This is a genomic window from Bacillus sp. ISL-18, assembly GCF_018613415.1.
In the GTDB taxonomy this organism is placed as follows: Bacteria; Bacillota; Bacilli; order Bacillales; family Cytobacillaceae; genus Neobacillus.
Window position 1 is genome coordinate 72767 of record NZ_JAGGQG010000006.1, and the last position, 12664, is coordinate 85430.

Here is a 12664-nt window from a genome sequence, read left to right on the forward strand (position 1 = left end):
ATGTTTTGTCCGGTTTTTTATTTTTCCAAACCGTTAAAACACACAAAAAGCCAAGAGGAGGTAGGGAAAAGGATGAGCAAGCTAATTACATGCGCTGAAGCTGTAAAAATGGTTAAAAGCGGCTCACGGATTATGGTAGGAGGATTTGGACTTGTCGGATGTCCGATCAGTTTAATCGAAGCTTTGGCTCAAAGAAACGTGAAAGACTTAGAGATTATTAGTAATAACCTTGGAGAGCCGGGGAGAGGTCTGGGAGTTTTAGTACGGCAAAAACAAGTGAAAAAGGCGATCGGTTCCTACTTTACCTCTAATCCTGAAGTTGTGAAAGCCTATCAGGATCAAGAATTAGAGGTAGAGCTTATCCCGCAGGGAACGATGTCTGAGGCTATCCGGGCGGGCGGTGCCGGTATCGGGGGGTTTTATACACCAGTCAGTGTTGGAACAAAAATCGCTGAAACCAAAGAAGTGAGGGCCCTTAACGGTAAAAAATATGTGTTCCAGGAACCAATTAAAGCCGATTTTGCCTTCATTAAAGCGAAAAAAGCTGATCAATTAGGAAATCTCATTTACAACCAATCAGCAAGAAACTTTAATCCAATGATGGCAACAGCTGCAAATGTTGTGATTGCAGAGGTTGACGAGATAGTGGAGGAAGGGGAAATTTCTCCTGAAGAAATTGTAACTCCTCATTTATACGTGGATTATATCGTCGTAAAGGAAGGGAACTAGCATGAATGCAAAACAATACATTGCTGCAAGGGCTGCGAAGGAATTAAAGCCTGGCGATATCGTCAATTTGGGGATTGGGATTCCAACGATGGTAGCTGATTATATTCCATCAGATGTCAAAGTGTTTTTACATTCGGAAAACGGAATTCTTGGAGTAGGTCCTTCTCCAGATCTGGAGCATACGGACCCAAATCTGGTCAATGCCGGGAAACTACCCGTTTCGGTATTAGAAGGAGCATCGTTTTTTGATAGCGCTTCCTCTTTTGCAATGATTCGCGGAGGGCATGTAAGTGTCTCCATTCTTGGGGCACTGCAAATCGATGCCAATGGTCGGATCGCTAATTGGGCCGTACCAGGAAAAAGTGTTCTTGGTGTTGGCGGGGCAATGGATTTATTGGAGGGCTCCAAGACTGTGATTGTCACAACAAAACATTCAAATACCGAGGGGGGACCAAAAATCGTCAAGGAATTAACCTATCCAATAACATCCGAACGAATAGTAGATTTAATTATTACTGATTTGGCGGTATTTACTGTAACGGCAGATGGTCTTCATTTGATCGAGCTGTCCCCTGGGGTTTCCCTTAGGGAAGTGGAGCAGAAAACGGATGCACCTTTCCACATTCCTGAGTCATTTAAAAACTGCAAAGAGGTGACCGTGTAGTGGTTGTCATTGTAAATGCCTTTCGTACTGCCATCGGAAGCTTTGGCGGGTCACTGGTAAATACTCGTCCAGAAGAGCTGGTTTCACTGATTATGAAAAATAACCTTTCTGCTTCCGGTTACGGTGCAAATATTGTCGATGAAGTCATCGTTGGGCAAACAAAGCAGAGTGCCCATGCTCCGAATATCGCAAGGGTCGCTGCACTATTGGCCCATTTTCCAGAATCGCTTCCTGCTTATACGGTCCATCGGCAATGCGGCTCGGGAATGCAGGCAGTTTTAAACGGAGCTATGTCGATTTTGGCAGGACAGGCGAGCGTTGTGCTAGCAGGGGGAGTTGAAAGCATGTCACAATCTCCTCATTATTTGGTTGGCAGTCGATTTGGACCAAAGATGGGAGATATCACATTATACGATTCCAATACGGAAAGTCAGCCAAAATCCCAGCCGGAGGAGATATACGGCCGTTTAACGATGGGGCAAACAGCAGAATGGCTGGCTGAAAAATATAACATTAGCCGCCAGGAACAAGACGAATTTGCTTATATAAGCCAGCAGAAAGCGAAACGCGCCATTGAAATGGGTCGTTTTGAAGAAGAAATTATTCCTGTTCCGGTAAAGGAAGGAAAAACAGGGATCAGAAATTTTGCGACAGATGAGCACCCTAGATTAACGGAAATTGAAACACTTGGAACATTAAGGCCTGTGTTTCAAATGGATGGAACGGTAACAGCCGGTAACTCATCCGGAAGAAATGATGGTAGCTCAATGCTGCTGTTGATGTCGGAAGAAAAGGCGAAACAACTAGGAGTTGTCCCGATGGCAAGGATTCGTTCTTTTGCTGCAGCGGGTGTATCGCCGAAAGAAATGGGACTCGGTCCTGTGCCGGCATCCCAAATGGCATTGAAAAAGGCGGGGCTCCGTTTGGAAGATATCGATTTAATTGAATTAAATGAGGCATTCGCTGCGCAAAGTCTTGCCTGTTTACGAGAATGGGGCATAAAAGGAGACAACGTCAATGTTAATGGTGGGGCGATTGCCTTAGGGCATCCACTTGGATGTTCCGGTGCAAGGATCGTCACTACATTGTGTCATGAGCTTGAAAAACAAAAGCGGCAATTTGGCCTTGCAACGATTTGTGTCGCAGGAGGATTAGGAATGGCTATGGTGGTGGAAAGATGGATGGAATAAAAAAAGACTACGTGTTTCATCGTGATTTAAAAAAGGATTATCCAATCATTACCCATGGTGCAGGCTCCTATCTTTTCGATGAAAGCGGGAAAAAATATTTGGATGCCTGCTCGGGAGCAGTAGCAGCCAACCTGGGCCATGGAATATCATCCATCGGAGACGCCATGGCGGAACAAGCAAAAAAAGCAGCTTTCGTCCATACCATCCGTTTCGAGACAAAAGCGCTCCATCAGCTGGCCGAAACAATCGGCCAAATGGCACCGGACGATTTAAATAAAGTATATTTTACAACCGGTGGTTCCGAAGCAAATGAAAGTGCTCTGAAGCTGGCAAGGCAATATCATCGGGATGCCGGCAGACATCAAAAACATATTGTCATAGGGAGATGGCAGTCGTACCACGGTAACACGATTGGTTCTTTATCAGCAGGAGGGGATGTCAAACGCAGACACGCCTATACACCTAATCTTTTAAACTATGCCCATGTCTATTCTCCCTACTGCCATCGTTGTCCCTATGATCGTCAAAAAGAAGATTGTCTTTCGAAACAAAACTGGACGTGTGTAAAGGATATTGAAAGGACGATTTTAGAGCTTGGGCCAGAGAACGTTTCGGCGTTTATAGCCGAACCAATTGTTGGAAGCCAGCAAGGAGCTGTACCGCCGCCGCTCGGGTATTTTAAAAAAGTTCGGGAGCTGTGTGACCGTTATCAAATTCTTTTAATTATCGATGAAGTGATGACTGGATTTGGTCGTACCGGCACCAACTTTGCGACAGAACAGATAGGGATCGTTCCGGATATGATTACTTTTGGAAAAGGGGTATCAGCGGGATATGCCCCCCTTGCCGGAATGATTGTTCATGATCGGGTAATCGAAGGGCTCATTGAAAACAGCGACGGGAAATTCATTCACGGTTACACATATAGCGGGCATCCCGTAGCGGTTGCAGCCGGCCTAGCTGCATTGGACGTATATAAGCAGGATATGGTGCTAGAAAACGTCAAAAAACAAGGTGCTTACCTTTTCAACCGGCTTTTGGAGTTGAAGCAAAAACACGCTTTTGTCTCTGATGTGCGCGGTAGAGGGCTTTTAATGGGGATCGAGCTTGTGAAGGATCGTGAACAGGATCTATTGTTCGATCCAGCAGAAAAAGCGGCTGAAAGATTGAATGGAATTGCCATGGATCTCGGTGCGGTTTTTTACCCCGGTTCCGGTTCGATTGACGGCACAAAGGGGGAACACCTTATCATCAGCCCTCCTTTAAATGTTACCAAAACAGAAATGGATGAGATTGTAAGAATTCTAGATGAATCATTCACCATATTCAAGCTTCAATTAAGAAAGGATGAACTCTATGAAATTACAAAATAAAACAGCAGAAATCCAAGAAAAAGCAAAAAAACATTTATCACCGGTTATGACAAGGGTGACCGAGCTTGTCATAGAAAAAGCGCATGGCGCCAAATTTTGGACGATGGACGGAAAGGAATATATTGATTTCGTTTCAGGAGTCGCCGTCAACGCTGTCGGGCATACGAACAAAAAAATGGTTGAGGCGATTCAGAAGCAGGCAGAAGCCTTGATACATCTGGGATTGAACTATGGTTATTATGAAACGGCGGCAAATTTGGCAGAAAAGCTTGCTCATATCACTCCTGGAAATTTAGACACCGTCTTTTTCTCCAATTCTGGAGCGGAAGCAATTGACGGGGCTCTTAAACTGGCAAAAGCCGCAACAGAAAGACCCGCGATTATTGCTTTTGAAGGATCGTTTCATGGCCGCACATTAGGAGCAACAGCCATTACGGCCTCAAGCTCTAAATACCGCCGTTATTATGAACCGATTTTAGGCGAAGTGTACCATGTACCATATCCGTATCCCAGCCAGTTGAAAAACATTAGAGAAGAAGAAGTGGAAGAATATTGCTTGAATCAGCTTCAGAAATTGTTTGATTTACGTGTCGACCCTTCACGAGTAGCTGCAATCATCATTGAACCGGTAATGGGGGAAGGCGGCTATTATCCAGCACCGCCAAGTTTCTTGCAGGCGTTAAGAAAGATGACCGAGGAACATGGCATTTTGCTTATCTTTGATGAAGTACAAACAGGATTTGGCCGGACCGGTAAAATGTTCGCGGCAGAGCATGCGAATGTCACTCCGGATATCTTGGTACTTGCAAAAGCCCTTTCTGGCGGAATGCCTCTTGGTGCCATTGTGGCAAGCCGCGAGCTGCATGAAAAATGGCCGACGGCAGGTCACGGTTCGACATTTGGTGGGAATCCGGTTTCTTGTGCAGCGGCATTGGCAAACATCGAGGTTATTGAGGAAGAAAAGTTAGTCGAACGCAGTGCAAAACTAGGTGCGAAAATTGTACGCAGGCTTCAAAGCTCGATCGGTCATTTACCAGGTATTGTTGAAGTCCGTGGAGTCGGTATGATGATCGGCATTGAATTCGATTTGCAATCTGCTCCTTACTATGTACCTAAAATTAAATCAAAAGCACTGGAAAATGGTTTGCTTATTATGAACTGCGGTGTAAGCGGACAAACCATCCGACTAATGCTGCCACTTAATATTGAAGAAGATGTGCTGAACATAGGATTAACGATTTTAGAAGATGTGATCACTGAAAGCATTTCAGGAGACTAATTTCATTTCTGCGGAATAACACTAAAGGAGGTCAAGCTTATGTCTAGCCAAATCAAAACAGATCTTCTTCAGGGAGATCTTTATATAAATGGAGAGTGGGTAACTGCGCCCGATCAATCGTATTTTAATAGTTTAAATCCTGCAACAGGTGAACTTGTTGGCATATGTGCGGCTGCTACACCAGAACAAGTGGATGATGCTGTCGAAATAGCAAATAAAATCTACTTAAATTGGAAGGACACCCCCATTCCAGAACGAGCGGCATATTTAATGAAAGCAGCTCAATTGTTTGAAAAGAGAAAGGACGAACTTGCTCGTGTCATGACAATGGAGATGGGCAAAGTCCTGTCGGAATCTTTAGGCGAAGCAGGAGTCGTCATCGCAACTGCTCAATACATGGCCGGTGAGGGACGACGCCTCTTTGGAGAAATAGTCCCGGCAGGTTTCCCAGACCGCAACGTAACAATGGTTCGTGAACCTCTTGGAATTGTAGCGTGCATTACGCCTTGGAATTTCCCGGTTGCGCTTGCTTCCTACAAAATCTTTTCAGCCCTGATTGCTGGGAATACCGTCGTATGGAAGCCTGCTTCAGAGGTTGCCTTATCGGCAAAGATTTTTGTGGAAGTCTTGGATGAAGCTGGATTTCCTGCCGGGGTTGTTAACTTAATTACAGGTTCAGGAAGAATTGTGGGACAAAGACTTGCAGAGCATCCGGATGTGAAAGTCATTTCGTTTACGGGTTCAACTGAAGTTGGACAACAGCTGAGTGAAATGAGCAGTAAAACGTTAAAACGTATTTCATTGGAGCTTGGGGGAAAAAACGCCGTGATTGTCTTGAAGGATGCCGACTTGGAAAAAGCGGCAGACGGAATCGTAAAATCGGCGTTTACGACAACTGGCCAGCGCTGTACAGCGGCAAGCAGAGTAATCGTGGAGCGTCCGGTAAAGGAATTGCTTTTACAAAAAGTAGTAGATTTAACAAAGTCTATGAAAATAGGAAATGGTCTTGAAGAAGGGATACAAGTGGGCCCACTCGTAAATGAAGACCAGCTTCATACAGTTGAACAATATGTGAAAAAAGCGATTGAAGAAGGCGGGAAAATTGTATTGGGCGGCCAGCGTGTCAATGAATTGGGAGGCTTTTATTATAAACCCACCATCATTGAAAATGTAAAACCGGAGGATACCATTGCACAGGAAGAAATCTTTGGCCCTGTTCTTGCCATCATTGAAGTTGATTCATATGAGGAAGCCATAAAGGTAAATAACGGGACCATTTATGGGTTGTCGACTTCTATTTATACACAAAGTCTCCACTTTGCAAACCGTGCTGCAAAGGAAGTGGTCAGCGGACTTGTCTATATTAATAACGGTACATCCAATGCTGAAATGGGCGTGGCATTTGGAGGAATGAAAATGTCAGGAAACGGTCACCGTGAAGTATCCCATCATGTATTTGATGTCATGACAGAGTGGAAGTCGATTTATACAAATTATTAATTTTTAAAACGGACCGGGAAGGTCAGGGGCACTATATTAAACTTCATATATCCAAGGGGGGAGAATATGAAAGAACATCGTATCGGTATCGCATTCTTTTACCATGAATCCCACAGTTTCTGCCCAATAAAGACTGAAATCGAACAGTTTCGCCATGAAGGCTACTTTATTGGCGATGAAATTTATGATGCATATACGGGCACGAAAACGGAAGTGGGCGGATTTTTGAATGTTTTGGAACAAGAAGAGGATGTAGAAATTGTACCGCTAGTGTGTGCGGCTGCGATTCCTTCCGGGGTCGTATCAAACGAAGCGTACTCGATCATCGAAAAACAAATGCTCGAGTCCATCCAACAGGCGGGAAGGCTTGACGGTTTATTGCTGGCATTGCATGGAGCAATGGTTGTGGAAGATCTCTTTGATCCTGAAGAGCATTTACTGGGTAAAATTCGGGAGATTCTTGGACCGCGGGTTCCGATTGCTACAACACTAGATATGCATGCCAATTTAAGTGGAAAAATGATTCATTACACACCACTACATTTTGGCTTTAAAACCTATCCCCATGTTGATATGTATGACCAAGGCATTCATGCAGCAAAGGCTTTAATGAAGCAATTAAAGGAAGGGGTAAATTATTATGCTACTTTTGAAAAATTGCCAATGATGCCCCCTTCTATCAATATGAGAACTTCAGAAGGGCCGATGCACAAAATGATCGAGTGGGCAAAACTTGCCGAACAGGAAGCAGGAATTGAGAATGTTTCCATATTTGGCGGCTTTCCTTATTCGGACATCCCCATGGTCGGTGCAAGTGTACTAGTTATTTCGCTTGATCCGAAAAAAGGAGAAGAGACAGCCAAAAGGATGGCTTCCTTGTTCTGGAGTGTCAAAGAGGAATTTATAATCGATTTACCCAGTGTAAAGGAAGGGCTGGAATTGGCACTATCCATGGAAGACGATCGTCCGGTCGTTCTTGCAGACATATCAGATAATCCTTTAAGCTGCGGGAGCGGCGATACAACAGAGCTGCTTCGGGAAATGTTGATGCTCGATATTCCGGACACATTGTTCGGAGGGCTCTACGATCCCAAATCGATCGAGCTTTGTCGTAAAGCGGGAGTAGAAAAAAAGGTATGGTTGTCCCTTGGTGGGAAAGTGTCTCCTGAATTTGGGGAACCCGTTCAAGTGGAAGCAACGGTAATGGCTCTATCAGACGGAATATTTCAAAATACAGGCCCCTTCAACCAGCATTTAAAAGTTGATTTAAAGGGAGCGGCACACATCCGTGTTGGTCAGATGGATATCCTTCTGATTGGCAGGCCGATGTCAGCGAATGATCCGGCGATGTTTCGTCATATCGGGCTTGAGCCATCGACCAAGAAAATTCTCGCGCTCAAGGCTAAAAATCATTTTCGTGCAGCATTTGAACCAATTGTCGGCCGGATCATTTATGTGGATGCGCCCGGTGTTGCTTCCAATTGTTTATTAACATTTACGTATCAAAACATTCCCAAGCCAATTTGGCCGCTGGATGTTGTCGAATATGAAGTAGAACGGAGGGGGGAAGAACGATGGAAACCATGAAAAAAACCTATTATATCGAAGTTCCAGCTGCATTAAAGCCGGATCAGCTGACAATGATGATGGAGCTAGAGAAAGATGCATTTCCGGGATTTGGAGCAGTAGATGAACAAACACTTGTCCCGCTAACACGTTATGGGAAACTCATTCAGTACCGGCAGGAAAGTGATCCAAGACCGATTGCGATTTGCGAAGTGATGAGAGCTTACCACGATATTCATAAAGCCTATATTTTTGGATTCTATGTTCGCTCTGATCAGCAAGGAAAAGGCATAGGGAAATTATTTTTACAGGAGACTTATCCGATTTTGAAGCAAGATGGATTTCAAAAAGTATGCTTAACGGTCAACGTTGAAAATAAGTCAGCTGTTAAGCTTTATGAAAAAATGGGATTTGCTATAAAAGAGACGAGATTCGATGAATTTGGAGAAGGCGAAAATCGCTACTATATGGAATACTCCATTTCTTAATAAACAAAAAGTTCATTACGGGGTCATAAAAAATCAACCATTTTAGGGGGAGTTACTAATGAGAAACACTTTATTCAAACCGAAAAGGCATTGGAAAGAAATCGAGCTTTGGAAGGATGTAACTGATGAGCAATGGAACGATTGGGTTTGGCAGCTGACCAATACAATCAAAAATTTAGAAGATTTAAAGAAAGTTGTTAACTTAACACCAGAGGAAGAAGAAGGCGTTAAAATCTCAACGAAAACAATTCCGTTAAATATTACGCCATATTATGCATCACTTATGGATCAGGATGATCCAAGATGTCCGGTTAGGATGCAGTCTGTGCCGATTTCTCAGGAAATGCATAAAACAAAATATGATTTAGAAGATCCCCTTCACGAAGATGAGGATTCACCAGTACCAGGGTTAACCCATCGTTATCCTGACCGTGTGCTATTCTTGGTAACAAATCAATGTTCCATGTACTGCCGTTACTGTACCAGAAGACGTTTTTCCGGACAAATTGGAATGGGCGTGCCAAAGAAACAGTTAGACACGGCGATAAATTATATTGCCTCCAATCCGCAAATCAGAGATGTGTTAATTTCCGGAGGAGACGGTCTCCTTATTAATGACAATATTTTAGAATATATTTTAAAAAATTTACGTGAGGTTCCGCATGTTGAAATTATTCGCATCGGTACAAGGGCACCTGTCGTGTTCCCGCAGCGAATTACCGAAAATCTTTGTAATATCTTGAAAAAATATCATCCAGTTTGGCTAAATACACATTTCAATACATCCATAGAAATTACAGAAGAATCGAAGCGCGCTTGTGAAATGCTTGCAAACGCTGGTGTTCCGGTCGGTAACCAGGCGGTTATTTTAGCAGGGATCAATGACAGTGTTCCAATCATGAAACAGCTTATGCATGATCTTGTTAAAATTCGTGTTCGCCCATATTACATTTACCAATGCGATTTATCGGAGGGGATTGGCCATTTCCGTGCTCCAATTAGTAAAGGATTGGAAATCATGGAAGGACTCCGCGGCCATACATCGGGTTATGCCGTTCCGACATTTATCGTAGATGCCCCTGGCGGAGGCGGTAAAATTCCATTGCAGCCGAACTACATTATTTCTCAAAGCTCCAATAAAGTCGTATTACGTAACTTTGAAGGTGTCATTACCTCTTACCCTGAACCAGTAAACTATGTGGCAGGCAGTGCAGAAGATTATTATAAAAAGGTTTATCCTGAAGTATTTGAAAAGTTTGAAAGCAATGGTGTTCTGTCTCTTATTGATGATACCAAATTTAACTTGACCCCAGAAGGTTTAAAACGTTTAGACCGCCGTAAAACGTACCGGGAAAATCCTGAGCATAGCTCTTTAAAGGATAAAAGGGATAAACGGGACGAGTTAAAAGAGAAAAAGTTCCAGGCGCAAATGAGCAAGTACGAGACGGTGGGAGCAAAGGAGGAATAATGTTGATTTGTCAATGGTGCGAATCCGAAACATTACATGAATCGAGCAACACAGTATATTGGGAACTTCCCGATGGAACAAAAGTAATTGAAATTCTGTGTACACCGTCCATTCTCTGCCTGGAATGTGGAATGAACTATCAAACAGATACTACGGTAAAAGAAATCGAGGATCAGCTATATTTGATTGATTCTTCCCTACTAGAAAAAAGTATGAAGTATGAAACCTTAATGGCTGCTCCGCGCTTATTGAAGCGAAACTACTTTGATTTTTCCAAATAAATAGCGAGCCGTCTCCCGTTTTTCGATAACACCAGTACTGAACTTTCTTATGGATAATTTATCCCTGCTATCTCCAAGGAGGGATAAATTGTCCAAACAATCTGCAATAATAGACTCTTATAGTTAGATAGATTCTTAGTGTTCAAAATGGAAGGGAGACAAGACATGGAAGCAATCAAAAGTTATACAGATAAAAATCAGAAAGATCGAAATAATATTGAGGGCGAGAAGCAAATAAAACGCAATTTAAAGGCACGTCACCTGACGATGATTGCTATTGGAGGGTCAATCGGGACAGGGTTATTTTTAGCAACAGGGGCGTCCATTCAAACGGCTGGACCAGGTGGCGCGCTAATTGCGTATGGTGCTATTGGCATCATGGTTTACTTTTTGATGACTAGTCTCGGAGAAATGGCTACGTTAATACCGGTTTCGGGATCTTTTTCAACATATGCCAGCCGTTTTGTTGATCCGGCATTTGGTTTTGCGCTTGGATGGAACTATTGGTTTAACTGGACCGTTACACTTGCGGTTGAAATAGTGGCATCCGCTATTATAATGAAGTTTTGGTTTCCAGATGTACCGAGCATCCTATGGAGTGCACTTTTTTTAGGATTAATCTTTTTATTGAATGCGTTGTCGGTTAAAAGTTACGGGGAATCCGAGTATTGGTTCTCCTTGATAAAAGTAGTAACAATCATTGTTTTCATTGGAGTAGGTTTGCTTACCATTTTCGGTATTCTAGGCGGGCAGTTTATCGGGTTCAAAAACTTTACTTTAGGCGATGCTCCGGTTCATGGCGGTCTTTTATCCATTTTAAGTATTTTTTTCATCGCAGGTTTTTCTTTTCAGGGAACGGAACTTGTCGGGATTGCTGCAGGAGAAAGTGAAGAGCCGGAGAAAAATGTACCAAAGGCGATTCGACAAGTATTTTGGCGTATTCTTCTGTTCTATATTATCGCCATTGCTGTCATTGGCCTTATAATTCCTTATACAAGTCCTAATCTGTTGGGCAGAGATGTCGACAATATCGCTGTCAGCCCTTTTACCCTTGTATTTGAGAAAGTGGGCATTGCCTTTGCGGCATCCGTAATGAATACAGTTATTTTGACATCGGTCTTATCGGCAGGGACTTCTGGTTTATATGCATCGACTCGAATGCTTTGGTCGATGGCAAAGGACGGACAGGCCCCTAAATTTTTACAAAGAGTAAATAATCGCGGGATTCCGATGAATGCCCTTGTCACAACCACCATTATCGGAGGCTTGGCCTTTTTAAGTTCCATTTTTGGAGATCAAGTGTATACATGGTTATTAAATGCGTCCGGTTTAACTGGATTTATTGCATGGATTGGAATTGCTGTCAGCCACTATCGTTTTAGAAAAGCATATATCGCCCAGGGCAAGGACATAAATGATTTGAAATTTAGAGCCAAATGGTTCCCATTCGGTCCGATTCTCGCTTTTGGCATTTGTGTCTTTGTTGTTTTAGGCCAAAATTATCAAGCTTTTATAACTAGTGAGATTGATTGGTATGGAGTAGCCGTGTCTTATATTGGTTTACCGATCTTTATAGCTGTATGGCTCGGGTATAAATTAATTCATAAAACGAAGATCGTTCCACTAAAGGAATGTTCTTTTGAAGAGAAGTAGTCCTAATAGAGAAGCGCTATTCGTTTCACTCCGCACCTAATTATAGGCCTGGATTTATTTTAGGCGGTATTTAAAATAGAAACTTCTATTCAGGAAGGGGAGAGTAAAGGTTGAGGGAAAACGATCTAAAAAACAATCAAGAGACTGCCGATATCCCTTGATGTTACACAAAATTATGAAGCTGAAGTGACCACTGGTGTCCTCGACAGTCTTCCAAACTGAGTGTGTCTATAAAAATATTACCATTCATAATAGATCAAAAAAGTCTCGAAAAGAATTCACGAGACTTTTTCTTTGCGAAGAGATAATATTCCTTGTAATAGATTGACTGGAATATTAATCTTCTCAAAGAATTTATTATATATATATTTCGACGTATATGTTATTAATTTCATATATTATATGATTGTTGTTATTTCTGATTACATTGTAAAATTGCATTATTACTTTTATATATACATTATATTCTAAGT

General features: G+C 42.7%; 11 protein-coding genes. All 11 read left to right on the top strand.

What is annotated here, in order from left to right; genetic code table 11:
• Positions 1 to 72 precede the first annotated feature (72 nt).
• The 11 genes from J7E81_RS09615 (at position 73) to J7E81_RS09665 (ending at position 12191) form a co-directional block, all read left to right on the top strand.
• On the top strand, positions 73 to 729 hold the full coding sequence (locus tag J7E81_RS09615; protein ID WP_215041935.1) for a CoA transferase subunit A: 657 nt from the start codon (positions 73 to 75) through the stop codon (positions 727 to 729).
• A 1-nt stretch (position 730) separates the two neighbouring features.
• A complete protein-coding gene (locus tag J7E81_RS09620; RefSeq protein WP_215041936.1) occupies positions 731 to 1393 on the top strand; it encodes a 3-oxoacid CoA-transferase subunit B in 663 nt (220 codons plus the stop codon).
• Complete coding sequence (locus J7E81_RS09625) at positions 1393 to 2583, top strand: thiolase family protein (RefSeq protein ID WP_215041938.1); 1191 nt, start codon at positions 1393 to 1395, stop codon at positions 2581 to 2583. Before J7E81_RS09620 ends, J7E81_RS09625 begins: the two co-directional genes overlap by 1 nt.
• Positions 2571 to 3956: an aspartate aminotransferase family protein gene (locus tag J7E81_RS09630; RefSeq protein WP_215041940.1), complete on the top strand. Its 1386-nt coding sequence runs from the start codon at positions 2571 to 2573 to the stop codon at positions 3954 to 3956. Before J7E81_RS09625 ends, J7E81_RS09630 begins: the two co-directional genes overlap by 13 nt.
• Positions 3940 to 5235: an aspartate aminotransferase family protein gene (locus J7E81_RS09635; protein WP_215041941.1), complete on the top strand. Its 1296-nt coding sequence runs from the start codon at positions 3940 to 3942 to the stop codon at positions 5233 to 5235. The genes J7E81_RS09630 and J7E81_RS09635 overlap by 17 nt, the downstream gene beginning before the upstream one ends.
• A gap of 39 nt (positions 5236 to 5274) precedes the next feature.
• A complete protein-coding gene (locus J7E81_RS09640) occupies positions 5275 to 6735 on the top strand; it encodes an aldehyde dehydrogenase family protein (RefSeq protein ID WP_215041943.1) in 1461 nt (486 codons plus the stop codon).
• A 66-nt stretch (positions 6736 to 6801) separates the two neighbouring features.
• On the top strand, positions 6802 to 8322 hold the full coding sequence (locus tag J7E81_RS09645; protein WP_215041944.1) for a M81 family metallopeptidase: 1521 nt from the start codon (positions 6802 to 6804) through the stop codon (positions 8320 to 8322).
• Positions 8310 to 8789 (top strand): GNAT family N-acetyltransferase, encoded by a 480-nt coding sequence (locus J7E81_RS09650; RefSeq protein WP_215041946.1) that lies wholly within the window; start codon positions 8310 to 8312, stop codon positions 8787 to 8789. Before J7E81_RS09645 ends, J7E81_RS09650 begins: the two co-directional genes overlap by 13 nt.
• Positions 8790 to 8847: 58 nt before the next feature.
• Positions 8848 to 10257, top strand: a complete 1410-nt coding sequence (gene kamA / locus J7E81_RS09655) for a lysine 2,3-aminomutase (RefSeq protein WP_215041948.1) — start codon at positions 8848 to 8850, stop codon at positions 10255 to 10257.
• Between the two features lie 2 nt (positions 10258 to 10259).
• Entirely contained in the window at positions 10260 to 10538 is a 279-nt protein-coding gene (locus J7E81_RS09660) for a YokU family protein (RefSeq protein WP_215041949.1), read from the top strand.
• 165 nt (positions 10539 to 10703) lie between these two features.
• Positions 10704 to 12191: an amino acid permease gene (locus J7E81_RS09665; protein ID WP_215041950.1), complete on the top strand. Its 1488-nt coding sequence runs from the start codon at positions 10704 to 10706 to the stop codon at positions 12189 to 12191.
• Positions 12192 to 12664 lie beyond the last annotated feature (473 nt).

Coding starts and splice junctions, on each gene's coding strand:
- J7E81_RS09615 (WP_215041935.1), top strand. CDS start 73: ATGAGCAAGCTAATTACATGCGCTGAAGCTGTAAAAATGGTTAAAAGC.
- J7E81_RS09620 (WP_215041936.1), top strand. CDS start 731: ATGAATGCAAAACAATACATTGCTGCAAGGGCTGCGAAGGAATTAAAG.
- J7E81_RS09630 (WP_215041940.1), top strand. CDS start 2,571: ATGGATGGAATAAAAAAAGACTACGTGTTTCATCGTGATTTAAAAAAG.
- J7E81_RS09635 (WP_215041941.1), top strand. CDS start 3,940: ATGAAATTACAAAATAAAACAGCAGAAATCCAAGAAAAAGCAAAAAAA.
- J7E81_RS09640 (WP_215041943.1), top strand. CDS start 5,275: ATGTCTAGCCAAATCAAAACAGATCTTCTTCAGGGAGATCTTTATATA.
- J7E81_RS09645 (WP_215041944.1), top strand. CDS start 6,802: ATGAAAGAACATCGTATCGGTATCGCATTCTTTTACCATGAATCCCAC.
- J7E81_RS09650 (WP_215041946.1), top strand. CDS start 8,310: ATGGAAACCATGAAAAAAACCTATTATATCGAAGTTCCAGCTGCATTA.
- kamA (WP_215041948.1), top strand. CDS start 8,848: ATGAGAAACACTTTATTCAAACCGAAAAGGCATTGGAAAGAAATCGAG.
- J7E81_RS09665 (WP_215041950.1), top strand. CDS start 10,704: ATGGAAGCAATCAAAAGTTATACAGATAAAAATCAGAAAGATCGAAAT.